At 43.5% G+C, this 24,363-nt stretch carries 15 protein-coding genes and 17 tRNA genes; 28 read left to right on the top strand and 4 right to left on the bottom strand.

From position 1 onward, the window contains the following. Positions 1–192: 192 nt before the first annotated feature. Positions 193–363 carry a hypothetical protein gene (locus P8596_RS21815; protein ID WP_279725090.1) on the bottom strand — a complete coding sequence of 57 codons (171 nt, stop codon included), beginning with the start codon at positions 361–363 and terminating at the stop codon, positions 193–195. Between the two features lie 578 nt (positions 364–941). On the opposite strand from P8596_RS21815, the gene P8596_RS21810 reads away from it, so the two are divergent. The 8 genes from P8596_RS21810 (at position 942) to P8596_RS21775 (ending at position 10,607) form a co-directional block, all read left to right on the top strand. Next, a complete protein-coding gene (locus tag P8596_RS21810; protein ID WP_279725089.1) occupies positions 942–1,610 on the top strand; it encodes a hypothetical protein in 669 nt (222 codons plus the stop codon). Positions 1,611–2,105: 495 nt separating this feature from the next. Continuing rightward, positions 2,106–3,008 (top strand): DUF1672 family protein, encoded by a 903-nt coding sequence (locus P8596_RS21805; protein WP_279725088.1) that lies wholly within the window; start codon positions 2,106–2,108, stop codon positions 3,006–3,008. Between the two features lie 27 nt (positions 3,009–3,035). Next, the gene (locus P8596_RS21800; protein WP_279725087.1) at positions 3,036–3,929 is read left to right on the top strand and encodes a DUF1672 family protein; all 894 of its coding nucleotides are present in this window, start codon (positions 3,036–3,038) and stop codon (positions 3,927–3,929) included. Positions 3,930–4,201: 272 nt separating this feature from the next. Beyond that, positions 4,202–5,140, top strand: coding sequence for a DUF1672 family protein (locus tag P8596_RS21795; protein WP_279725086.1), 939 nt, complete (start codon positions 4,202–4,204; stop codon positions 5,138–5,140). Between the two features lie 133 nt (positions 5,141–5,273). Then, complete coding sequence (locus P8596_RS21790) at positions 5,274–6,212, top strand: DUF1672 family protein (protein ID WP_279725085.1); 939 nt, start codon at positions 5,274–5,276, stop codon at positions 6,210–6,212. Positions 6,213–6,560: 348 nt separating this feature from the next. Beyond that, on the top strand, positions 6,561–7,496 hold the full coding sequence (locus tag P8596_RS21785; RefSeq protein WP_279725083.1) for a DUF1672 family protein: 936 nt from the start codon (positions 6,561–6,563) through the stop codon (positions 7,494–7,496). Between the two features lie 12 nt (positions 7,497–7,508). Next, entirely contained in the window at positions 7,509–9,605 is a 2,097-nt protein-coding gene (locus tag P8596_RS21780; protein WP_279725081.1) for an SA1320 family protein, read from the top strand. Positions 9,606–9,701: 96 nt separating this feature from the next. Continuing rightward, positions 9,702–10,607, top strand: coding sequence for a DUF1672 family protein (locus P8596_RS21775; RefSeq protein ID WP_279725079.1), 906 nt, complete (start codon positions 9,702–9,704; stop codon positions 10,605–10,607). Between the two features lie 101 nt (positions 10,608–10,708). Here the strand turns inward: P8596_RS21775 and P8596_RS21770 are convergent, their stop codons facing one another. After that, the gene (locus tag P8596_RS21770) at positions 10,709–12,811 is read right to left on the bottom strand and encodes a GDYXXLXY domain-containing protein (RefSeq protein WP_279725078.1); all 2,103 of its coding nucleotides are present in this window, start codon (positions 12,809–12,811) and stop codon (positions 10,709–10,711) included. A 353-nt stretch (positions 12,812–13,164) separates the two neighbouring features. On the opposite strand from P8596_RS21770, the gene P8596_RS21765 reads away from it, so the two are divergent. Both P8596_RS21765 and P8596_RS21760 read left to right on the top strand, forming a co-directional pair. Beyond that, positions 13,165–18,729: a pullulanase gene (locus P8596_RS21765; protein WP_279725076.1), complete on the top strand. Its 5,565-nt coding sequence runs from the start codon at positions 13,165–13,167 to the stop codon at positions 18,727–18,729. A gap of 226 nt (positions 18,730–18,955) precedes the next feature. After that, positions 18,956–19,270 carry a DUF5658 family protein gene (locus P8596_RS21760; protein WP_279725075.1) on the top strand — a complete coding sequence of 105 codons (315 nt, stop codon included), beginning with the start codon at positions 18,956–18,958 and terminating at the stop codon, positions 19,268–19,270. A gap of 40 nt (positions 19,271–19,310) precedes the next feature. Here the strand turns inward: P8596_RS21760 and P8596_RS21755 are convergent, their stop codons facing one another. After that, positions 19,311–19,673, bottom strand: a complete 363-nt coding sequence (locus tag P8596_RS21755) for a DUF948 domain-containing protein (RefSeq protein WP_229597188.1) — start codon at positions 19,671–19,673, stop codon at positions 19,311–19,313. Between the two features lie 114 nt (positions 19,674–19,787). Between P8596_RS21755 and P8596_RS21750 the strand changes: the two genes are divergently transcribed. Next, positions 19,788–21,854, top strand: coding sequence for a class I SAM-dependent methyltransferase (locus P8596_RS21750; protein WP_279725074.1), 2,067 nt, complete (start codon positions 19,788–19,790; stop codon positions 21,852–21,854). 185 nt (positions 21,855–22,039) lie between these two features. On the opposite strand, the gene P8596_RS21745 is transcribed toward P8596_RS21750, so the two are convergent. Then, on the bottom strand, positions 22,040–22,192 hold the full coding sequence (locus P8596_RS21745) for a hypothetical protein (RefSeq protein WP_279725073.1): 153 nt from the start codon (positions 22,190–22,192) through the stop codon (positions 22,040–22,042). Positions 22,193–22,484: 292 nt separating this feature from the next. On the opposite strand from P8596_RS21745, the gene P8596_RS21740 reads away from it, so the two are divergent. The 17 genes from P8596_RS21740 to P8596_RS21660 all read left to right on the top strand — a co-directional run bounded on the left by P8596_RS21740 (position 22,485) and on the right by P8596_RS21660 (position 24,341). Next, positions 22,485–22,559, top strand: a tRNA-Glu gene (locus P8596_RS21740). A 30-nt stretch (positions 22,560–22,589) separates the two neighbouring features. Next, positions 22,590–22,665 (top strand) — tRNA-Val (locus P8596_RS21735). A gap of 25 nt (positions 22,666–22,690) precedes the next feature. Continuing rightward, positions 22,691–22,766: transfer RNA gene (locus tag P8596_RS21730), tRNA-Thr, on the top strand. Positions 22,767–22,784: 18 nt separating this feature from the next. After that, positions 22,785–22,860: transfer RNA gene (locus P8596_RS21725), tRNA-Lys, on the top strand. Between the two features lie 34 nt (positions 22,861–22,894). Beyond that, a tRNA-Leu gene (locus tag P8596_RS21720) sits at positions 22,895–22,979 on the top strand. An 8-nt stretch (positions 22,980–22,987) separates the two neighbouring features. Then, a tRNA-Gly gene (locus P8596_RS21715) sits at positions 22,988–23,062 on the top strand. 5 nt (positions 23,063–23,067) lie between these two features. Next, positions 23,068–23,156, top strand: a tRNA-Leu gene (locus P8596_RS21710). Between the two features lie 85 nt (positions 23,157–23,241). Next, positions 23,242–23,318 (top strand) — tRNA-Arg (locus P8596_RS21705). Positions 23,319–23,325: 7 nt separating this feature from the next. Then, positions 23,326–23,402: transfer RNA gene (locus tag P8596_RS21700), tRNA-Pro, on the top strand. Positions 23,403–23,410: 8 nt separating this feature from the next. After that, positions 23,411–23,486 (top strand) — tRNA-Ala (locus P8596_RS21695). A 67-nt stretch (positions 23,487–23,553) separates the two neighbouring features. Next, a tRNA-Met gene (locus P8596_RS21690) sits at positions 23,554–23,627 on the top strand. Positions 23,628–23,656: 29 nt separating this feature from the next. Further along, positions 23,657–23,730: transfer RNA gene (locus P8596_RS21685), tRNA-Ile, on the top strand. A gap of 6 nt (positions 23,731–23,736) precedes the next feature. Then, a tRNA-Ser gene (locus tag P8596_RS21680) sits at positions 23,737–23,829 on the top strand. A gap of 29 nt (positions 23,830–23,858) precedes the next feature. Then, positions 23,859–23,932, top strand: a tRNA-Met gene (locus P8596_RS21675). 88 nt (positions 23,933–24,020) lie between these two features. After that, positions 24,021–24,097, top strand: a tRNA-Asp gene (locus P8596_RS21670). Positions 24,098–24,145: 48 nt separating this feature from the next. Next, positions 24,146–24,221, top strand: a tRNA-Phe gene (locus P8596_RS21665). A gap of 36 nt (positions 24,222–24,257) precedes the next feature. Beyond that, positions 24,258–24,341, top strand: a tRNA-Tyr gene (locus P8596_RS21660). The last annotated feature ends 22 nt before the right edge of the window (positions 24,342–24,363 follow it).

Genomic DNA, 24,363 nt, shown 5'->3' with positions numbered 1-24,363 from the left:
TGGAAACGGCCTAAGCAGGAGAAATTGAGGTGAATGGGATGTTCGGTTTTTGGGTGATCGTGACCATATGTTTAGCCATTTGGTGTGGGTATATTGCGTACAAATCTGAACGGTGAGAATTGTCTTTATTCTAATTGCCATATCATATGCAAAAGCCTCACTGAAGATAGTGAGGCTTTTGCGTGCCATGTATTATTCTTGTTCAACCAGGTGTGACGCAAACTGTCCGATGCTCCGCAACATGTCTTCCCATTCTTTCTCATCGGCTAAATGGAAATGGATCGTCGCGGTATCATCGCTGTATTCGCTGAGCCAAATTCCTTGGGTGGATGGAAGAAAGAATAGGATATTCTCCAGATACATTTCATCCTCCAGTGACACAATCCCAAAGTTGGATATGTTGAATAATGTCCAATCAAAGCGTCTTAAATCCACTGTAAATAGGTCGAAGCTGAGCTCTTCTTCAGGTGTGAATTTTGAGCTTTTACGGACCTTTTTTAGTTTGTCCGGATTGCTTAATCGGTCGAAGTTCTTTTCACTGAGAATGAAAGAATGATGCTCGTTTGTTTGAAGCTCCTGTATGCCATAGTATTCTCCTGAGAAATGCTGTATTGCAACGCCTGAATCTCTGAGTAGAGGACAGTTATTTTATTTTCAATCATATTGATGGACTCCGTTAATTGCATTTGGTAGAGGTGCCTGTAGCTCAATGAGATATCTTCACGTACTTCATTAAATGCACGCTAACTCGAATAATCCATTTTTTCCTCCCCATGCATATATCCAAGAGGAACAGGTCCCTTGCTCTAATAATGAGACACCATTCAGTGCCTTTCAACAAAAAATTCCAAAAAAATTGACGCGTTTCCCAAAGGTTAATAGAGATCAGTTAAAGAAGTAATATACAAATCAAATTTTATAGATTTGAGTGATGAATGACTATGAAAAAGCGGTTGTTATATGTAAGTCACTTCGTATTCATAGCAGGGTTGCTTATCCTCACCCTGGCTGCTTATTTTGTTCTTCAATCCATCAGGGAAACATTCTATCAATCCCGATTCGAACAACAGTATGAGTTCAGGTCATTGGAGGAAGATGGCGAGGTCTATCCTGTCCAGGTGTTTCATGGAGTAAAGGTGAATACGTTTCTGGAAGAGAAAGATGGACTGGACAGAGCGATTATTCTGGAAGTGAAAGATGAACCTGAGGCAAAGATGAAAGGCTTCAAGGTTGAATCTGATGCAGAGGAAATGAGTGCGTTTACTGATGCCATTCAATACAAGATCATGGTGGATAAGGAAACCGGGAAGGAATCATTTATCATGGCCCTTCGGCTGACACCTGAATCAAAACAATTTCGTACGTACCACGTAAATGAAAATGGAGTGATAAAGGTAAGTAATTTCGCGGAGGATCAGAAGTCTAAAATGGAGACACAATGGATCAGGGGTCTCTCTGGAGAGAAGTATGGATATTACACAAATCTTCCTTACCAAAAAGGAAGTACTTTATCTTTGATTTCCCTTACCTTAATAGGAATTTCCTGTGTGATCGGTGGAAGAGGGCTTCGGAGGCGAGCTTTGGAGAAAGAGCGGGGGGAGGCAGCCTAGTAGCTTGGAACGTTTTGAGTCACTTAGAAATGCAATCACTCAATAGCTTGATCGTATTTATGTGCCCAAGGGAACTTGTTCCTTTGGGCTTCTTAAATGAGAGGGTTATATAGATGGGGCTTGGATATTTCAACCCGGAATATCCGAGACCTTATTGACTTCGTTCCTAGCTCAGGCAACGTGATCTCCTTATGTAATTTTTTTCCGAACAACTCATTTGTAATCAAACAAATAGCTTATAATGATAGGAATTGGGGTAATTATACATTTATGGGATAACGTGAAAATTAGGTCTATTTACCACGAAGGACAGGGGAGAAGTGCCATAACAGAAGGGTTGGTATAGGACAATTCGGTACTCAAACTATCTTAGTCTAAAGGAATAAATGAAAATTCCGTTAAAAGGACCACTCCGGATGAGATTATGAAGCGGTCGTTCAAGCAGCAGTGAGGTATGGTAATTGACCCTTGATATATGGAAGGAATGAACAACGCATGAAGACTAAATATAAGAAGAGTATAAGTAGAATAATCGGTCTATCCCTATTGCTGGGAGCTTGTTTACATAAAGAAGGTGAAACGAATGGTCCGTATAAAGACACTTATGTAAGAGTGCAAGAGTACGATGGAGATGGATATGTGCTCAGAGGTGGAGAAGAAGCGGACAAAATCGCTGAAGAAAAAAGCGAAGAAGTAAAAGAAGCGGTGAAAGATTTCTTTATGAAAACCTACAAAGCGGATGTCAACGTCCATAACATAGTGGGAAATGTGGATGGTGCAACGGTATTTGTAGAATCAACAGGACCCGTCCATTTTTACAGTAGTGCCATAGTGGCGATGGACTTAAGTGAAAAAAGGGTCTGGGACGTAACCTCTTTAGACGGAGACATTGAGGGGGACATTCAGGGAGGACTGTATCGACTATTATTTAAGAAAGAGTTTCAGGAGTTGGAGCAATATCTGAGTGAAATTGTTTCCGCGAATGCAGTGGTGGGAAAAACGGAGAAGTCCCTACAAAATGTCGGGGGGTCCGGCTATATGACTCCATACTATTATCTATCCGTCCCTCCCGATGATGAAGCGATCCTGCCAGTATATGAAGCATATCTACATGACCCGGAAATACCGGTGAGTGGATTGAAACAGCTATTCTCAATAGAAGAATTCTCAGCAGAGGACTATAATATTACGATTCAATTATTTATGGAAAAGGAACAGGCAGAACCTGATAAAGCATTATTTAATCAAATACAAAAAGACCTAAAGGAGATGGACTCGATACCAAAAGGAAACTATAGCATCATCATCAATGATAATTTAATCAATGAAAAGGTGGATGATGGAATTAAAGATAACTCCCTGGAATTATCGTTTCCGGATTCCATTGTGAAGGAATAGGTGTAGTAGATAGGAGGGTGAAGCTTCATGGTTCGGCAAAATAAATGGGTCAAGTATGTCATTGGACTTTCCCTGTTACTAGGAGCTTGTACGAACGCAAATAGCACACAACAAGAAGTGAAGGATCAATATGCGCGGGTGCAGGACTATACAGGAGAAGGATATAGACTGATGAATGGAGCGGAAAACGATAAAATTGCAGAAGCAAACCGAGATGAAGTAGAGAAAGCTGTCAAAGCATTTTTCATGAAGAACTATGAAACTGGGGTGAAGATTCATAATCTCGTAGGAAATAAGGATGGGGTGACGGTATTTCTTGAGTCGAAAGGACCTGTCCATTTTTATACCTATGCACTAGTCCCCTTTCATCAGGGTACGGAAGATAGGATGATTGGAGATGTGAGGACCCAAGAAGAGGAAGTGGAAAGAGGCATTCGGGAAGGATTATACAGATTGATATTCGAGGAAAAATTTAAGAATCTGGATTCATATCTTGAGAAGGTGGTTTCGGAGGAGAAGGTTGTTGGCAGAACTGTCGAGTCCCTTCAAAATGTGGGAGGATCGGGCTATATGACACCCTATTATTTTATGTCATCCCTAAACAGCGATGAAGCCATCAAGCCTGTGTATGAATTGTATATGAAGGATCATCAAACCAGTATTGAAACATTGATACAAGTGTATGAGGGGAACTTATTCGAAGCGGATGACCTGAGGATTAACATCATGCTCTTTATGAAAGAAGAGGACGTCCAGCCCAGTGAAGAGGTTATGGAACGGATTGCAAACGATATAAAGGAAAGAAACGATTTCCCAAAAGGGACATACAGGGTAGCGATAAATGACAACGGGGTACATAAAGAATCGTTTGAAGGCTTTAAAGATAATTCAATCGAACAGGAAGTGATTAAAGGAGAATAGGATTATCTGAGTAAGATTTAAAAAATCTCTATATGAACAGGATATGTTTTGAATAATTGGGGTGATTATAAAAATGTATAAGTCTGAAGACTCACGACAATTCAAGTAACATGAATAGGTTAAAAGAATTGTAGAAGGAAATCGTCACCTCTCCTTTTTTCCTGACTGATCTAAGGAATTCCCGATTGAACCGTTAATACTTTCCAAATTTTTATACAATATAAAGGTAATTCTTTAAAATGAACCCATCCAATTAGGAGGATCAGACATTCATGAATAGAAAAAATAAGTGGATCATATATGGAATCGGACTTTCATTATTACTTGGAGGATGTATGAATATGGATAATGCGAAGGGTAATGGTGTGGATGATAAAGAAAGCGCTGAAAAACAAGTTAAGAATCAATATGTAAGAGTGCAAGAATATACAGGGGAGGGATATGCCCTTAAAAACGGGGAAGAAACAGACAAAATGGCAGAAGAGAATCATGAAGAGGTAGAGAAAGCGGTTAAAGACTTTTTCTTGAAAGAATATAAGACAGATGTGAAGGTGCATAATATCGTAGGCAATGAAGACGGAGCTACAGTATTCGTGGAATCAACCAATCCGCTTCATTTTTACACGTATGCAATTGTTCCCATTGATATAGCCAATGAAAAAATTCAATCTGACCGTGTGTTTACTCAAGAGGGACAGGTGGAGAGTGCTATAACTGAGGGCCTATACAGGAGTATATTTAAAGACGAATTTGATCACTTAGATCATTATTTAGAAAAAATTGCAAACGAAGAACCTGTTACTGGAAGAACGGTTGAATCCCTCCAACATGTGGGTGGATCTGGTTATATGACTCCTTATTATTTCCTGTCATCTACTGTTGTGAATGATGAATCAATTAAACCGGTTTATGATTTATATATGGAAGATCCTCAGGTTAGCACAGAAAAATTAAGGGCTGCTTATAATGAGCAAGCATTTGATCCTACTAAGTTTAGAGTTGTTATAAATTTGTTTATGAAAGATAAAGATACTGATCCAGATGAAAAAGTTTTTAATAAAGTAGTTAGCGATATTGAAAGTATGGTTGATATACCAAGAGGGACTTATAGCATCTTCCTTAACGACAATACAGTTCTGAAACAATCATTTGAAGGGGTAAAAGATAATTCACTAGAAAAAGCAATCCCAGATGAGATTATTAAAGAGTAAGGGGTATGACCCACTGAGTAGTCCAAACAGTAACCACTACCCTTACCTGCACAAAGGAACTGCTAACAAACTTTTATGCCATATAGAGTCATTCTTTAACATGAACCCATCCAATTAGGAGGAACAGATATTCATGAACATAAGAAAAAAGTGGATCATATATGGAATCGGATTACCATTAGTACTTGGCGGATGTGTGAATATGGATAATGCGAATGGTAATGGTGTGGATGAGAAGAAGAATACGAAAGATGCAGTGGAAGATCAAAGCGATCGTTTAGTAACCGTTCAGGAATATAATGGAGAAGGTTTTTATCTGGAAAATGGGCAAGAAAATGACAAAATTGCAGAAGCGAACCGTGAAGAAGTGGAAAAGGCTGTGACAGATTTTTTCTTAGAGCAATATAAAACGGATGTCGAAGTTCATAATATTGTAGGTAATGTTGATGGAGCTAGTGTATTTGTTGAGTCGATTGGTAAGCCAAATTTCCATACCTATGCGGTCGTACCTATAGACGCAAAAGGGAAGAAAATCTTGACTGATCAGGTTTATTCATTAGAAGGAGAGGTGGAAAATGCCATCACTTCTGGTGTATATGGATTGGTATATGAAGATGAGTTTAACGAGTTGGATAAGGTATTGGCAGAAATCACAAGCGATTATCCATTTACTGGGGAAACGACTCAAGCAATTAATAATACTAAATCATTCGGATTTGGGAATGAATATTATTTTGTATCATTTTTCGATATGGAATTATCACAGCAAATCGTCGAACGTTATTTAGAAAATCCCGACCTTTCAAAGGAAGAAATAAAAGAATTAAATTTAGAAAAATTAAACCCAAAGTCAATAAATATTACGATTCAGCTTTTTAAGAACAAAAAAGATTCAAATCCAACCAACGAAGAGCTGGATGAAATTGCAAAAGTTATTGACGAAGCGGAAGGGCTACCTTATGGGGCCTATAATCTTCTTCTACATGACAATATGATTGGTAAAGCTTCGGGTAGCGGAGATAAAGATAATACTGTTGAAAGGGCAGACCCCGATTATATTATAAAAAAATAAATAGTAGAAAAGAACCGTCCCCCTGCTTCCCTCTGCTTCCCCCTGCTTCAGAGGAGAATAGGGATTCTTACCCTGTTCATACCTTACAAAAATTTCTAAAACAACAGGTTATGTTTTGAATAATTGGGGTAATTATACAAATGTATAAGTCTGAAGACTCACGATAATTCCAGCAATATGAATAGGTTAAAAGAAATGTAGAAACGAATCGTCACCACTACTTTTTTCCTGTTTTTCCTGATTGATCTAAGGAATTCCCGATTGAACTGTTAATACTTTACAGACTTTTATACAATATAAAGGTAATTCTTTAAAATGAACCCATCCAATTAGGAGGATCAGACATTCATGAACAGAAAAAATAAGTGGATTATATATGGAATCGGACTTTCATTATTACTTGGAGGATGTATGAATATGGATAATGCGAATGGTAATGGTGTGGATGAGCAAAAGGAACCTTCAAAAGAAATGGAAAAGCAATTAGTAAGCGTGCAGAATTATAAGGGAGAGGGTTATACCTTACCCAATGGGGAAGAGATGGATAAAATTGCAGAAGACAATAAAGATGAAGTAGAGAGTGCAGTAAAGAGTTTCTTTAAGGAAAATTACAAAACAGACATCAAGGTGCATAATATTGTAGGAAATGAGGATGGGGCAACAGTTTTTGTTGAATCAATTGGACGACTCCATTATTATACCTATGCTATTGTGCCAATTGATATAGATACCAAAAAGATTCATGGAGATAAGGTCTTTTCAGAGGAAGGTCAGGTTGAGGATGGAATAAAAGGTGGATTATATCGTTTAATTTTTCAAGAGCAATTTGATAAGTTGGATAGCTACTTTAAGGACTTAGTCTCGGAAGGTGAAGTTGTCGGGAAAACTGAAGAGTCATTACAAAATGTTGGAGGAACAGGCTATATGACACCTTATTACTTTATTTCAACGTTTAATAATGATGAATCAATAAAACCGGTATTCGATATTTTTGTGAAAAATCCGGAAGCTGATATCGAGGAACTAAAGAGTGCTTACGTAGAAGGTTCTTTCTCTCCAGAAAATTTATTAATAAACGTACGGCTATTTATGGAAGATAAAGATGCTTCTCCAAGTGAAGAAATTTTTAAACGTGTAGCAAATGATTTAGAGAGAATAGAAGGTATACCTAAAGGATCTTATAGTTTGTATCTAAATGACAATAAAGTTTATAAGGACAGTTTTACTGGGGAGAAAGAAAACTCGTTAAGTAGAGGACATGGAAACTATATCGTTAAGAATTAAAGGTGGATTAATATGGGGAAAAATAACAGTAGCACAGTTGTGTCAAATAATGATAAAGATTTAGTCGAATTGGCAGGCAAAAAGGCATATACAAAGCCACCAGTTGATGATACTTTCACTATTAATGGTAACCAATATATAGTATTAGATGTTCATTATAATGATCCAACAGGACTTGATGCGCTTACTGTAAAGAATATTAACACAAATGAAATAACGGTTGTCTTTGTCGGAACAGATGCAACGGCCGAAAATGGAAGTCAGGATGTATTAACAGATGTGCAGTTATTAAGTGATTTAACCCTTGCTCAACTTGAAGCGGCAAACTCTTACTTAGTTGAAGCAGATAATAAATTTCTTGAAATGGGTGGAGTGAGCTCGGTAACAGGTAACTCCCTCGGAGGACCCCTTGCAAACTACGCTGTAAGAAATCGACCAGATATAAGGTCCGTTACTTTAAATCCAGCTCTATTTCCAAAGGGGGTAATGGACCCAAACAAAAACTACGACAACATCACCAACTACTTCACCAACTATGATGTCCTGACAGGTACGCTCATTGCCCTGAATCTCGATTCACGAATCCCGGGTAAAAGATACGATATCTCAACAGGTATACCGCAGATCGGTGAAAAGTTTAGCATCTTGAAAAATAATCATACAGGATATACCGATGGGGGAAAATACGTTATTGGCATAGATGGAGAACCAGGTTATGGTGAAATCTATGACGAAGCCGATGCCCACATCATGACAAGCATCTGGACCGGCGAGCCCCTTTATGGCGGACACTCAGATAGAATCGAAATCAATCGTGACAACCTCAATCTGTTGGCGGAAGCCATGCAAGGGGATGTTTCGGAAAGGCTGGGTCATGCTCAGGAGTACCTGATCCATTCAGAAGAGATCGCCCAGCATGAAGGAGACCGTCATTCAGAGCGATTGAGCCGCCTGCAGATGATCTTTGAGTATTCTTTTGAAAATTTGATTGGCAATCCTTTATTTATCGGCATTACAACAACCAGTCACCGGTTGACCTCAGAAATTGATCACCTCATTTCCCTTGTCGATATGGCTGAAAATGCAAGCCGATCCCTCAATGGAGTGTTGAATTCCCCTCCTGCTGAATTGGTTGAGCACTTATTCAACAGAAGCATCAGTGTGGAAAGTATTTTCGGGCAGGCACGTAGTCAGTTATTGGAGTTCAAAGGTGGAATCACCAATATGACCGGGTTCCTTCAGAACATTCTTCATAAAGAAATCCCGCAGCTTTTCAGTGGAGGGAAAGAGACTCTGGAGGATGTTCTTGTAAACGATATTCTCGCACACTATAAAATTATCAACCATAATACTGCGATGCTGAATGGTAACATTGCAGAGTTCAAAGAACAGGTCTTAGATTTGGGAACGAACTTCGGTGAGCGGGATGCCTCCTTGAGCGCCAGCATTTCATCTGGGGCATCCGTTCAACATACGGTGACGATGTCGAAGAAAAACGATTATACCCTGCAAACCTCTGACCATATGCTAATCGGAATGAAGGTGAAAGAAGTATTATTGGAAGGATCCTTTGAAAGTTTCAAAGTAGCTTCACACGGTCTGCTTCTTCCGCTGTTAGGCACCTTGACCGGACTTGCGTTCGCCATTGAGAATACGTTGGAGATGATATCAGCTCAAATCAAAGGCGCTATGAACATAGCGCTAAGCGGCACGGTGCCTGGAAAAATCATCAGCATCTTCTCAGATTTCGATGACAAAATCCGCTCATACGTATCTTCCGCATTGGAGCCAATCGACGAACTGGCTGGAACCATTGAAGGTCTCAGGGATGGATTAACCAGATTGACCATCGGGTTTCCAGCTTTATTGGAGAGCTTCAAGCCTTATATCGACTCTGCCATCTTTGACTCAACGGACTACGCCAATATCCACCTTTACAATGTATCGGCCATGGCCATCCATGAAGAGATGGAGCTGCTCTTTGACGATATCGTCTACCAGCTCAGTCATCACAAAGGAAAATCCATTCAAGCTTTATGCGAAATCTCAAAAAGATTGAAAGACAACATGATCCTACTGCGTGAACAAGTGGATCGTGTCACATTATAGGGGGACAGGTCCTTTGCTTGTTCCTCTTTTTTTTGCCAATTGAAGGGTTTCATATATTTGTTGATACATAGGCCTGTATAGGGGGAGCAGATAATCATGGACAGAAAAATTAAAGGATTGATATTGGGAATAGGACTGACCCAACTTCTAGCAGGATGCATGAATGCAGTTTCCGAAAAGAAAAATACGCAGGGTGAAGTGAAAGATAAGTATGCTAGCGTACAGGAATATACAGGGGAAGACTACTTTTTGAATAATGGTGATGAGAACGATAAGATCGCCGAGGGAAAAAGTGGTGAAGTGGAAAAGGCGGTAAAAAATTTCTTCTTAGAGAAATATAAGACTGAGGTGAAAGTCCATAATTTAGTAGGCAATGCTGATGGCGTCACCGTCTTTGTTGAGTCGGTGGGATCCGTGCACTTTTATTCTTATGCCATTGTCCCGATCAATCAGGGAACGAAAAAAATCATTTCTGAAGATGTTATGTCACAGGAAGATGCGGTGGAAGAAGGCATTAGGGAAGCTTTATATAGAGTGATATTTTATGATGAGTTTCAGAACCTGGCTGATTACCTTGACGAAGTGGTGTCGGATAATAAGGTAACAGGGAGAACGATCGAATCACTTCAGAATGTCGGTGGAACAGGTTTCATGACCCCTCATTATACGATGACTTCATATTATGGTGATGAGGCAATTCAGCCCGTATTTGATTTATATATGGAAAATCCGGATGCCAAAATAGAAGATCTGAAAAGTGCATTCAATGAGGACTTATTTGATGAAGAAAATCTAGACATTAACATTATTTTATTTATGGAAGAGGAGGAGGTATCTCCAAGTAAAAGCATTCTAGAAAAAGTTTCAAATGATTTAGAAAGTATGGACACCATTCCTAATGGGACGTATCAAATCATTGTCAATGATAATGGAGTACATAAAGAAACAGCTGAGGGATATAAGGAGAATTCAATCATGACGGAACTCATTAAATCTAAATAAAGGGGGCTCCCACCCCGCCTTTTATCCGTATTATTGGAGTCTCGCCCGCAACCAAGAAAAATAGAGGTGGAAAGAACCCACCTCCCATAACAACCATTCCTCTAATCCCGCAATCTCACCAATATCCCATCCCCCTTATCACTCACCTTCACCACTGCAGTCTTCACCTTCCCTTCCACATCGAGACCGGTTCCTTCGGGGATGAAGAAATGTTCGATTCCATACGTGACGTGGGCACTGTTGTCCCACGAGCTTGTCACTTTTCCATTTAAGAGCACGTCTCCGGGTTTCTTTTCATAAGACGCATTCCATATTCCATTAAACTTATAAACTCCTAAATATTCATGGACGCCCTGTGGGTTTTCACGTAATACAATCGTGACGGGCCCGTTGTCATCGATGGAGGTATCCTCCAGTTGAGAAATACTGTAGTTCAATTCCACATAATCTCCCTGTAGGAGGGACCTTGGGTCAACTGGTTGAAGTTCCAGGATGACCGTTTCCCCTTTTTGCAAAAGGGTTTCGTACGAATACACCTGATACCCGATCCATCCGCCTTGAAGACATATGATGATGAGGATACCAAGCGTTTTTCCTGCAAGGATCGAGTGCGATTTCCGTTCAAATCCACCCCTCCTATCCAGGTATCCGGCCACCAGTAAAAAGCCGATGCCCAACACGGCAAAGAGCACGGATTTATGAACGAGCTTCCAGGCAAGATCATAATACAACTGGACGATCAGCATGAACCAGAATACTAGGGATGATATCCAATAAACCTGAAGACCCTGCTTTTTGAAAACATACACGTATAAGGTCGCGATCAGAAAAAATAGCGTGCAATAGAAAATATGAAGACTAAACGATAAATCAATCGTCGTTAACAAGAAAAAGGCTATAAATCCACTGAGAAACGCTCCATACTGAAGGACCTGTTTATTTTTCAGCAGGAGATAGGCGATTCCGTTTAAGAGCACCATCACGAGAAGAAGGGCATGAGCACCCAGTTCCATCGTTTGCCCTAAGAAGATCCCTGTATTCAATTGAAACAGAAGGTAAACGATAAATCTCGCAGCAGTCCGTTTTTCAACGTAAAACACGAAGGCGAAAACAAAGAACATAACAAACGAAAATTCATCAAACACACTTGCTATCATCCCGATCACGATGCCGGTCATCATAAGCGAATATTTTACAGGGGATGGCCAGTTCGTTACTGTACTCGGAATGACGAGGAATACCGTCGCCAATACGAATAGGGTGGTCATGGACACATCCACCATGAACAATGAAAGCAGGCCGAAAACAGACGCCACGATGAAGACAGAAGCGATGGTCGTGACGCTTGCCACGAAGATTGTCTTTGTCCAGTGACGGGAAGCGGAATGGTTTCGTAAGTAGTTCACAAGGAATACACTTCCCGTTAATAACAGAATGGCTGCCAGTAAAAGACCGATGAAGAACAGACTGGACACGTATCTTGCCATCAGCTCGAACATTTTGATGATGATAAACCCCGTTCCGAACATTGATAGAATGATAAAGATGGATGTTTCCTTATGAAAATACCGGTAAATCCCGACTCCGAGGATGCCTATATAAAGCAGGGTGAAGAAAGCGGAATACGGGTTATCGAAGGCCGTGACGACAAGAAGAAGATTGGCTGAGACGAGACTCAGGTAGAGCAATGGTTTTGAATGGATGTATCCCTTTTTAATGATTAAAAATAAGAGCAAGTTCGCGATGCCGACTCCGAATGCGATCCACGTATGGGCGAGGGTCCAGTGCCCGAATGGTGTGGAAGGGAACAGATAAAAGTAGATCGTCAAATGGATGAGGATGTGGGTCAATGTGTAAAATCCGCCATAACGTGTGTACAAGCTGAACAGCAGGGCGGGAATGGACCAGACTAGAAACAATAAATAGCTGTCCGCATGGGAATTGTACAGCTGTCCGAGCAACGCAACGGAAAGACCAAAGGAAATCACCCCGCTGACCAACAGCCAGTTGGAAAGGAAATGGGCTCCCTTCAATACACGGTCCAATAGGAAACTCGCTCCATAGAACAATACAATCAATGTCCCCGCTAAAGCCACTTTCTCAAGCCGAGAAAATTCCTGCCAGTTAGAAGCGAAAAAATAAAGTGCACTGGTTAAAATGAAAACAACTCCGAATAAGTAGGTAAGTGAAACCATTTTTTTCATTAAGCTCACCCCTGTCATGAAATCCTTCCTTCTATTATATGATGGCGCTAGGGAAATAGGCTAATATATGGAGGAGCAAGAGGGGAGTATTCAAATCCTTCATTTATAAAACCGTAGACCGTTCCTACTGAACAAGCAAAATAAGTAAAAAATCCCCCAATAGTCATATAGCCACCCTCCACCCACCTATTGTAAAATAAAAAAGACAGACAATTGCAAGCGTTTGCATTAGTTCGAAATTACTACCCCGGGAGTTACCTCACATTTTTTTAACCATTTGCGCAAACGTTTCCACAAGTATCATCACGAGCACTTCTATTATTCTATTTATCCAATTAAGGGGGAAAACATGAATGAGAAATAGGACAAAGCGTCACTTCTCAGTGGTTATGACATTGATGATGCTGATCAGCCTGTGGTCACCATTCGCTCCGGCAGCTTCTGCCGTTGCCGACGGAAATGAGACGGCGACAGCAGCGGATTCAGGTGACCGCACGTTACGCTTCACGTATGACCGTGAAGACGAAACGTACGACGGCTGGAACATATGGGCATGGAATACAGGGGTGAAGGATGATCAAATCAACTTCGACTCCTATGAAAACGGAGTGGCGGTAGCGAACATCGCCGTCGCACCTGAAACGGAGCAGTTCGGATTTGTGCTGCGCAGTACCGAGGATTGGAATACTGCGGAGAAGGAATTCGGGGACCGCTTCATCAAGGTCAATAAGAACGACACTCTCACCAAGGCCTACATAACAAGTGGTGTCGAGAAGATCCGCATCGTACCGGATGGGTCCGCACCGGTTATCGATCAGGGGGATGCGACATTTTTCTATCGTGACAAGGACCTTTTCCAAAACGATCAAATGGATACGATCGAAAAAGTCGAATTAAAGTACAACGGAGAGACGAAGGAAATGACGTATGAGCCGGAGAATGAGCGTTTCGTTCTGCCATACGACAACATTCCTAACGGGAAAAATGAGTACAGTTTTTTAGTCACAAAAGATGGCGTGACGACGGAAGTGAGCGATCCTTACAATACGGTGGACGGCAAATCGGTCCTTGATTTCCAGAAAGCCGATCTGACCGTGACGGGTTCCGTGGCTCCTGCAGCTGTGGACTATAACGAAAACGCCGTCTTGAATATTGACATCGAAGGATTGACAGATGGTTTAACGATTCAAAAAATCACGGCGGATGTTTCTTCATTGGGCGGATCGGAGAAGCTTGAAATCGATCCATCACTGAATGAAGTGACCCTTTCTGTGGATGACGACATTACGTCAGGAACCAAATCGATTCCTCTAACCGCAGTCGACTCCTACGGAAACGTCTATAAAGGAAGCACGGAAATCGAAGTGAAAGCAAGGCAGTCTGTCGGAGATTCCGACCTTGATTGGGATGAATCGATCATTTATTTCATGCTGACGGACCGATTCTTCAATGGGGATACATCGAATGATGATCCGTACAATCTGAATTATGATAAAAGTAAACGCGGTTCGTATCAAGGCGGGGATTTTAAAGGGATCACGGAAAAACTCGATTACCTTGATAAGCTTGGCGTGAACACGATCTGGATCAGTCCGGTTGTGGAGAATGTGAAGTACGATGTGAGAAAAGGGGAAGAGGGGGAGCCTTATTTCGGCTACCACGGCTACTGGGCGAGCAACTTCGGCGGGCTCAATCCTCACTTCGGAAGCATGGACGACTTCCATAACCTGATTGATGAGGCACATGATCGCGGGATCAAGATCATGGTGGATGTCGTGTTGAACCACACCGGTTATGGATTGAAGGAAATCGACGGCGAGCTGCCTGAAGATCAGCGTCCTGCCGGGTATCCGACGGACGCCGAACGTGAAAAGTATAGCGATATCCTTCGTCAGGGCAATGTTGGTAGTGACGAAGTGGTCGGTGAACTGGCCGGGCTTCCTGACGTGATGACCGAGAATCCTGAAGTGCGCCAGCAGATCATCGACTGGCAGACCGACTGGATCGAAAAAGCGAAAACGGATAAAGGCAATACGATCGACTATTTCCGTGTCGATACGGTGAAGCATGTGGAAGACGCCACATGGATGGCCTTCAAAAACGCCATCACGGAAAAAATGCCGAAGCACAAAATGATCGGCGAAGCATGGGGTGCAAGTGCTGACAATGACTACGGCTATCTTGACACGGGGATGATGGACTCCCTTCTCGACTTCGGGTTCAAGGATATCGCCCGTGAGTTTGTGGACGGCAATCTGAAAACGGCCAATGACAAGCTGACGGCCCGAAACGGAAAGATCGACAACACGGCAACGCTGGGACAATTCCTCGGAAGCCACGATGAAGACGGATTCCTGTATTCACTCGGCGGGGACAAAGGAAAGCTGAAGCTTGCTGCCTCCCTGCAGGCGACCTCAAAAGGACAGCCGGTCATTTATTACGGTGAAGAGCTTGGGCAGAGCGGAGCGAATAATTACCCTCAGTATGATAACCGCTATGACCTGAACTGGGATGATGTAGAGAATAATGATGTGCTGGACCACTATACAAAAATCCTGAACTTCAGGGGAGCCCATTCGGATGTGTTTGCGAAAGGTGAGAGGCATACAGTCGGCGGGTCGAACAGCGACAAGTTTCTACTATTCTCCCGTGACTATGAAGACGACTCCGTATACGTTGGTTTAAACGTAGCGGACGAAGCGAAAGAGATCACGCTGACGGTTGATTCTCCTGATGCGGTCGTGACGAATGCTTATTCTGGAGAAACCCTTACTACAACTGAATCGGGTAAAGTAACATTGACCCTTCCTTCCAAAGCAGACGGAGGTACGGCACTCCTCACGGTTGAAGGCGGCAGTATCACGGGTACAGCGGCTGGAGGAGAGGACCCTGAAGCGGAACCTGTACCTGAAAACAACATCCGCATCCACTATAACCGCACGGATGCTAACTACGAAAACTTCGGGGCTTGGCTGTGGAATGACGTCGCCTCTCCATCGGCAAACTGGCCGACAGGAGCGACGATGTTTGAAAAAACCGACAGCTATGGGGCATACATTGACGTACCGCTTGCTGAAGGGGCAAAAAACATCGGATTCCTCGTCATGGATGTAACGAAAGGCGACGCGGGTAAGGACGGCGGAGACAAAGCCTTCTCCATTACAAACCCCGAAGTGAATGAAATCTGGATCGAGCAGGAATCGGATAAGGTGTATACGTATGAGCCGGTGGATCTGCCTGAGAACACGGTGCGCATCCACTATGACCGTGAAGACGGGAATTATGAAAACTTCGGTCTATGGACGTGGGGAGATGTGAGATCCCCGACAGAGAACTGGCCGACAGGCGCACTGGATTTTTCAAAAAAGGATCGATATGGCGCATATGTAGACGTTGAATTGAATGAAGATGCCAAACAGATCGGCTTCCTTGTGCTAAATGAGGCAACCGGTGAGAAGGATGGCGGAGACAAAACCTTCAACCTCCTCGATAAGTATGATCAACTATGGGTAAAAGAGGGCGAGGATACCGTCTACATTTCCCCGCATGGAGATGTGGCGACGGGACTGGTTTCATCTGAAGTCATTTCGGATGACACGATCCGCCTGAATTTTACGATGACGGATGGTTTGACGGAAGACGCATTGCTTTCAGGCCTGGCCATCAAAGACAGCGATGGTTCCGATGTGAAAGTAAACAGCGCCAAGATCACGGGAGACAAAACGGTGGAAGTGAAAGCTGATTTCGATTTGAAAAAGCTCCCTCTTTCCATCACCTACTCTGGCAGGACCGTTTCTGCGGAAGCCGGCTGGCGACTGCTTGATAATAAGTATGCTTACGATGGGGATGACCTTGGTGCCACATACAAAAAAGGAAATGCTACGTTAAAACTGTGGGCACCGAAGGCAAGTAAAGTAGTCGCCAATATCTATCATAAAAAAGACGCCAGAACAATCATTGGAAAAGTGAACATGACTTTAGGTGAAAACGGCGTATGGTCAACGGACTTGAAAGCAAAAGACCTTAAAGTGAAAGATTTGAAAGGCTTCTATTATCAATACGAAGTGACCAATGACGGTGTAACGAAAAAAGTCCTCGATCCGTACGCCAAATCCATGGCGGCCTTCACTGTCAACACAGAGGGTGAAGCGGGCCCTGACGGCGATAACGTCGGAAAGGCGGCGATCGTCGACTTGAAGGGGACGGACCCCAAGAAATTCACTCATGCCTCCATCGATGGTTATGAAAAACGGGAGGATGCGGTCATCTACGAGATTCATGTCCGTGACTTCACGTCCGACCCGTCCATCGAGAAGGATTTGAAAAAGGAAAGATGGGGCACGTATGACGCCTTCATCAAGAAGCTTGATTACATCAAATCAATGGGTGTGACCCACGTTCAGCTGCTTCCGATCATGGCCTGGTATTACGGTGATGAAACGAAGATGGGTGAACGGGAGCTTGAGTATTCCGCGGGAGGCAACGAGTACAACTGGGGATATGATCCTCACAGCTACTTCTCTCCGGACGGTGCGTATTCAGAGGATCCGACCGATCCACAGCTGCGCATCGAGGAAACGAAGCGATTGATCGATGCGATTCATGATAAAGGCATGGGAGTCGTCCTCGACGTCGTCTACACCCATATGGCCAAAACAAGCACACTGAACGACATCGTGCCGAACTATTATGCGTTCCAGGATGAGCAGGGGAACTTCCTCGGTGGCTTCGGGAATAACCTCGCCACCAACCATGTGATGGCTGAGAAGCTGATGGTGGACTCGGTGAAATACTGGTTCGACGAATACAAAATCGACGGCATGCGCTTCGATATGATGGGGGACGCAAGCTATCCAGCGATCCAGAAAGCGTATGACGCAGCAGCTGAAATCAATCCGGACGCCCTGTTCATCGGGGAAGGCTGGAGAACATTCGCCGGTCACCTTTCAGATCCTTCCTTAAAAGGAATGGGAGCCGATCAGGACTGGATGGACAAAACCGACGATGTAGGAGTCTTCTCCGACGAAATCCGGAACGAACTGAAATCCGGTTTCGGTTCAGAAGGGGAGCCACGCTTCCTGACCGGTGGCGCGCGCGACATCAACACTATTTTTAACAACATCAAAGGCCAGCCGGGCAACACAGCTGACGACGACCCGGGCGATATGGTCCAATACATCGCGGCCCACGATAATCTGCCGCTGTACGACGTGATTGCCCAATCGATCAAGAAGGACCCGGCTATTCCGGAAAATAATCTGGAAATCCATAAGCGGATTCGTCTCGGGAACTCGATGATCCTTACATCACAAGGGACGGCATTCCTTCATGGTGGCCAGGAATATGGCCGTACCAAGCAGTGGCTCGGCGAAGGCGTCCCGGAACAGAAATATCATGAATTAGAGGACGAAAATGGAGACCCATTCGGCTACTTCATCCACGACTCCTACGATTCATCCGACGCCATCAACATGTTTGACTGGGAAAAAGCAACGAACAAGAAGAAATACGAAATCAACACAACCACACGGGAATACACAGAAGGATTGATCAAGCTGAGAAGATCCACCAGTGCGTTCCGACTCGGCGACAAAGAACTGGTCGATCAGAATGTATCCCTGATGGATATCCCTGAAATCGCTGATACGGACTTGCTGCTTGCGTATAAGAACGTATCGACGGATGATACGGGTGATTATTATGTATTTGTGAATGCGGATGATAAAGCAAGGACACTGTCTATCGGAGACTATGACTTCTCGAAAGGAAAAGTGGTCGTGGATAACGATGAAGCGGGGACACATCCTGTTTCAAAGAAATCGGGCTTTAGCATGAGCAACGACACATTGACCCTGGATCCTTTGACTACTGTTGTCATCAAGGTTGATGAGAAAGGGAAGAAGAAAAAGAAACATTGATCTATTCACAGAATCTCAACCTTATTCGTAGGGTTGGGATTTTTTTTGCTGAAATTTAAACAAACGTTTGATTAGTGGACCCATCTCTATCAATAAAAGGAAGGGAGGAGTTAAATAAACATTTGTTTGTTATTCTTTATTAAGAACATAACATGGATGTTATAATGAATTATATGATATGATTGTTTTAAAGCCACGATAAATAATGAATAGGAGAATGAATTAAATGAAGTACCTGCTGCTTTATATCTTACTCCTGAACCTCGTAGACGCATTTCTCACGATGTATGGTTTGCACTTTCATTATATATCAGAATCCAATCCCCTCATGCATACCCTTTATCTTAGGGATCCTTGGTTGTTTCTACTATTGAAGGTCGGTCTTTCGTGCGTTTTGCTGTTCCTTCTTTTTCATCTTAAAGCGGATAAACGGTCGTCAAGAGTATTGATTCTCGTGTCTGTCTTTGCGGCAGTATCCTACAGTTGTGTTTTTCTCATGCATGGTTATTGGCTGTTGGAGGTCGCCGGTGGAGTTGCTTGAGAATGAGCTAAAAAAGAGGCCGTTTCAGCCTCTTCTCCGTTTACTTCAATTTAATCTGCACCGGCTTGCTTTCCCCGGTATGAATCGTCTTGGGTGTCCGTTTTTGCGAAGCGGCCCTTTTCACTGAGCTTGTCACACTTTGGATCATGTCCCCGACATCATGTGCGGACTCGACCAACGGATCAACGGCTTTCATCTTTCCTTTTACATCAACAGAAATCTGGTTGGCCGTATGGATCAGTTCTTCTGCCTCCTCTGTAATACCATTGACGGCATTCCTCGTGTCAGACAGCGTCTTCTTCGTTTCGTCCAGCGTATTCATAACTCTCCTTAATGTCAAAATCAAGTAAGCCACAAGAATCGTAAACGCGACGGCCGCGATAGCAGCACTCCACTCAAGCATTGAGACCAGCTCCCTTCCTATACATTAAGTCTATGAAAAAGGAAATTCAGACATTCCTTTCCCAGAGTGATGTATGATGAAAAGGTAAATAACGAGAAAGAGGTGGCGAAAACGATGCTTTCATCTTTACGTGCAATCACCGAACTGAAATCAGGCAATACACTCATCCTTCGGGAACATAAGTGGCTAAAATACCTTTCTCTTACGAAAGAGAAAAATGTGAACCTTGAGCAAGTCGAATCCCTGGAACATATGGCACAAAATCCGGTACTGGAATACGTAGAGAGAACACTCCAAGTACTGGATGGGTTGAGTCTTCCTCAAGAAGAGAAAGAATTAGTGGAAGAAGTCCTCATATGGAGTGAAACGGCCAAGTGTGGCCTTCCCCACCAACGAAGAGAGTGGCTTGATCACGGCTTTCACCTCGCCATTCATAATATTGGGTCGGCGCAAATTTACGCCTATGAAATGGAAAAACGACCGGAAACAAATCGTAATCGTGAGAGGGAGAAGCTACTGTATGTTCTGATCCTGACACACGGTCTCGCCGGTCAATACATACGGGGTGAAGTCAGGTACTCATCCATGAATCCTCTGATCGAAGTGGCGACAGGAGAGATGTTTCCTCTTCTGTATGCACTGAATCACTGTATCGTAGAGGGAGTATCCCCCGGGATCTGGAGCTCGGTACAAAAGGAAATGGAAGAGGTGAACCGCTGGATTTGCGATGGAGAAGTGTCCAAAGAGCAAACATTTCAAGAAAGACTTCATAGACTTCGGGACCTTGCTTCTTTACGCGGGGAGAACGTTGACGCCGTATACGATGATTGGCTGAGTTCCCACCCCGATGCAGAAAAGCTTCTGGAACGTTTTTTTGGGGAAACGGATATGTGGTATGTCGAAGCCTCCCTCACAGATTTTACGTTTGAAGAATGGATCAAGATCTTTCTGCTCATTGAACGAAAGACACGGCATTCCCGCCTGGAACAGCTTTCCTTTGAGCCCTTGATGAAGGAGCTGTTTTACGACTATAAAGGCAGAAAGACCGTCAATGTTTATAAAAAAAGAATCATAGAATCGTATCTCGCCGAGTGCACAATCGAAGAAATCGTCAACGGGAAACACCCTTCAAACGACCATGTCCGTTTGATCACAGCGCCCCTTCATGCACAGGAAGAAATGGCGGGGGTTGGGTTTTCTTTTTCACGGGCAGGGGAGAAGCTGATTGAATTCTGCCAGGAAGCGGAAAAATCACCACTTTATGACCGGGCCATCGTCTTGTTATATGACCTGTTCAACTTCAGAAAGGATGCCTATGACAGGCTGAACAATGAACAAACCTACCTAAGTGATATGAATAGCTCACAGGACTTCAAGAAAAAGATTTCCGACTACGCTGTAGGAGAGACAATGGTCGATATCGGTCCGGGGGGAGGCGTCATGCTGGACCTGTTGACCCGTCACCACCCTGGAGCCACCGTCATCGGAATCGACATTGCCGTCAATGTGGTGGAGGAGCTGAAGCGGAAGAAGCAAAGAGAAAACGCGGCATGGGAAGTCATGCAGGGAGATGCTCTCAAGCTCGAAGACTACATCGGGAAGGAAGGGGCCGACACGATCGTATTCTCGTCGATCCTCCATGAGATGTTCTCCTACATTCCCTACGAAGGTGAAAAATTCAATCATGGGGTCATTTCCCAAACCTTAAAGAGTTCCCTTAAAGCTCTCAGACCAAAAGGAAGGATCATCATCCGGGACGGCATCATGACAGAGCTGGGAGAAGAGAAGCGAATCATTCGTTTTAAAGACCCACACGGCCTCGGCTTCTTTAAGAGATACGTCGTAGATTTCAAAGGGAGAGCAATCACCTATACACCAGCAGGGGAAGATGCGGTCCTATTGAATATAAACGATGCAATGGAATTCCTCTACACGTATACGTGGGGGGAAGAAGCATACCCCCATGAAGTACAGGAGCAATTCGGCTATTTCACTCCATCAGGCTTTCGTGAATTTATCCAGGCGACGCTTGGAAACCAGGCTGAAATCCTGGTGTTTGAGCATTACCTGCAAGAAGGATATGAAGAACATTTAGAACAGAAGGTCGAGCTTACTGATGAAATCGGAAGACCGGTGCGTCTTCCGGATAGTACGTGTTTTATTGTGGTTGAGAAGAAATAATGCATTGCTGAAGATCTCACTCCTGAGTAGGGTGAGATCTTTTTATTCGAGGATATCAGTAGCTTCAGTATTAAGATAATTTATTAAACAAACGTTTGATTAATTGAAAAATCCCTTTTAAGACAGAAGGGAGGACGACTAAACAAACGTTTGTTTAAAATATGCACGCTTGTTCCTGCTGTATTTTAAATCGTCATCTCAACATTATTTTCTTCAGCTAACTTTTCAAGTTCATGGGTGAAGTTTCTAATCCTAGCTCTCCCTTCAACTAACACATCATTCGCCTGAGCGAATATGTCATAGTCCTGCTGATTGATTGCTGCAAGTGTTTTGAGCATCGTTTTACTAATGAGACATAAGTGAGTGGAAGTGGGTATTTTAGTTGGACAAGTATAAATCTTGGAGGATGAACTCCTGAATAAATCTATAGAAATAAAAGACAAATTTATGAAGGCTGAAATTATCTATTGATATATTCTTTAAAGATATGGTATATTCTTTTTCGGCTTACAAAATGCTATAATGAATAGGTTGAAAAAAAGTTTTCTTTTATATTGAATTAGAAGTTGACTTCTGCGAAACTAATTGATATAGTAATACATGTCCTCGAACGGGATATTTTAAATGTATGGCCCATTGGTCAAGCGGTTAAGACACCGCCCTTTCACGGCGGTAACACGGGTTCGAATCCCGTATGGGTCACCATTTTGTTTTTGAAGGAAATAGTTAGATAACGGAGGATTAGCTCAGCTGGGAGAGCATCTGCCTTACAAGCAGAGGGTCGGCGGTTCGATCCCGTCATCCTCCACCATTTTAATCACACGGAAACTTTATATGCCGGTGTAGCTCAACTGGTAGAGCAACTGACTTGTAATCAGTAGGTTGGGGGTTCAAGTCCTCTTGCCGGCACCATTTGGTTTAATATGAGATGAGCCATTAGCTCAGTTGGTAGAGCATCTGACTTTTAATCAGAGGGTCGAAGGTTCGAATCCTTCATGGCTCACCAAAGATTTTTGCCTCGGCAAAACATCTTACCATTTGCGGGTGTGGCGGAATTGGCAGACGCACCAGACTTAGGATCTGGCGCCGCAAGGCGTGGGGGTTCAAGTCCCTTCACCCGCACCAATACTTGCGCGGAAGTAGTTCAGTGGTAGAACACCACCTTGCCAAGGTGGGGGTCGCGGGTTCGAATCCCGTCTTCCGCTCCAAACTAGCCGGGGTGGCGGAACTGGCAGACGCACAGGACTTAAAATCCTGCGGTAGGTGACTACCGTACCGGTTCGATTCCGGTCCTCGGCACCAGGATTTTTTGCGAAAGCAAAATAATCATCATTAATTTGCGCAAGCAAAATAACTTTCCTTACATCACTAATATAGAATTCATTTTGCGCCCGTAGCTCAATTGGATAGAGCGTTTGACTACGGATCAAAAGGTTAGGGGTTCGACTCCTCTCGGGCGCGCCATATATATCGGGAAGTAGCTCAGCTTGGTAGAGCACTTGGTTTGGGACCAAGGGGTCGCAGGTTCGAATCCTGTCTTCCCGACCACCTTATTTGGGGCCTTAGCTCAGCTGGGAGAGCGCCTGCTTTGCACGCAGGAGGTCAGCGGTTCGATCCCGCTAGGCTCCACCAAGTTTATTTACGGAAGTGAAATAAACTTGATTGGTTTCACAGAAAACCAATCACATAGTAGATTCGTGGCGGTGTAGCTCAGCTGGCTAGAGCGTACGGTTCATACCCGTGAGGTCGGGGGTTCGATCCCCTCCGCCGCTATTATTTAATACATAACGTACGATTTATAAGGACCCTTAGCTCAGTTGGTTAGAGCAGACGGCTCATAACCGTCCGGTCGTAGGTTCGAGTCCTACAGGGTCCATTATACGGAGGAATACCCAAGTCCGGCTGAAGGGATCGGTCTTGAAAACCGACAGGGGTGTAACAGCCCGCGGGGGTTCGAATCCCCCTTCCTCCTCCATATTATCTTTTGAAAAACACTATTATCGTCGCGGGGTGGAGCAGTTCGGTAGCTCGTCGGGCTCATAACCCGAAGGTCGCAGGTTCAAATCCTGTCCCCGCAATACCATTTTGATTTATTTATGAATTAGGAACTTGATAATTCGCGATGAGTCACGTATGGAAACCTATTTTGCTAGCGCAAAAAGCTTTGGTCCGGTAGTTCAGTTGGTTAGAATGCCTGCCTGTCACGCAGGAGGTCGCGGGTTCGAGTCCCGTCCGGACCGCCATTTATTTCTTGAATGTTCTTTTGAAAATTAAATCTTCTATTATAATATGGCTCAGTAGCTCAGTTGGTAGAGCAATGGACTGAAAATCCATGTGTCGGCGGTTCGATTCCGTCCTGAGCCACCATTTATACTTAAGAACCTTTAAGTATTTATTTTATTTGGAGGGGTAGCGAAGTGGCTAAACGCGGCGGACTGTAAATCCGCTCCTTCGGGTTCGGCAGTTCGAATCTGCCCCCCTCCACCAAGATTTTTTACGAAGCGACAGC

This window comes from Rossellomorea sp. DA94, from assembly GCF_029834455.1.
Lineage (GTDB): Bacteria > Bacillota > Bacilli > Bacillales > Bacillaceae_B > Rossellomorea > Rossellomorea vietnamensis.
The sequence above is the reverse complement of the archived record's forward strand: the minus strand, read 5'-3'. Positions and strand labels throughout refer to the sequence as shown.

Excerpts from the sequence above, each read along its gene's own strand:
- P8596_RS21780 (WP_279725081.1), top strand. The coding sequence starts at position 7,509 with ATGGGGAAAAATAACAGTAGCACAGTTGTGTCAAATAATGATAAAGAT.
- P8596_RS21790 (WP_279725085.1), top strand. The coding sequence starts at position 5,274 with ATGAACATAAGAAAAAAGTGGATCATATATGGAATCGGATTACCATTA.
- P8596_RS21775 (WP_279725079.1), top strand. The coding sequence starts at position 9,702 with ATGGACAGAAAAATTAAAGGATTGATATTGGGAATAGGACTGACCCAA.
- P8596_RS21785 (WP_279725083.1), top strand. The coding sequence starts at position 6,561 with ATGAACAGAAAAAATAAGTGGATTATATATGGAATCGGACTTTCATTA.
- P8596_RS21750 (WP_279725074.1), top strand. The coding sequence starts at position 19,788 with ATGCTTTCATCTTTACGTGCAATCACCGAACTGAAATCAGGCAATACA.
- P8596_RS21760 (WP_279725075.1), top strand. The coding sequence starts at position 18,956 with ATGAAGTACCTGCTGCTTTATATCTTACTCCTGAACCTCGTAGACGCA.
- P8596_RS21800 (WP_279725087.1), top strand. The coding sequence starts at position 3,036 with ATGGTTCGGCAAAATAAATGGGTCAAGTATGTCATTGGACTTTCCCTG.
- P8596_RS21755 (WP_229597188.1), bottom strand. The coding sequence starts at position 19,673 with ATGCTTGAGTGGAGTGCTGCTATCGCGGCCGTCGCGTTTACGATTCTT.
- P8596_RS21795 (WP_279725086.1), top strand. The coding sequence starts at position 4,202 with ATGAATAGAAAAAATAAGTGGATCATATATGGAATCGGACTTTCATTA.
- P8596_RS21810 (WP_279725089.1), top strand. The coding sequence starts at position 942 with ATGAAAAAGCGGTTGTTATATGTAAGTCACTTCGTATTCATAGCAGGG.
- P8596_RS21745 (WP_279725073.1), bottom strand. The coding sequence starts at position 22,192 with ATGCTCAAAACACTTGCAGCAATCAATCAGCAGGACTATGACATATTC.
- P8596_RS21805 (WP_279725088.1), top strand. The coding sequence starts at position 2,106 with ATGAAGACTAAATATAAGAAGAGTATAAGTAGAATAATCGGTCTATCC.
- P8596_RS21770 (WP_279725078.1), bottom strand. The coding sequence starts at position 12,811 with ATGAAAAAAATGGTTTCACTTACCTACTTATTCGGAGTTGTTTTCATT.
- P8596_RS21765 (WP_279725076.1), top strand. The coding sequence starts at position 13,165 with ATGAGAAATAGGACAAAGCGTCACTTCTCAGTGGTTATGACATTGATG.
- P8596_RS21815 (WP_279725090.1), bottom strand. The coding sequence starts at position 363 with ATGTATCTGGAGAATATCCTATTCTTTCTTCCATCCACCCAAGGAATT.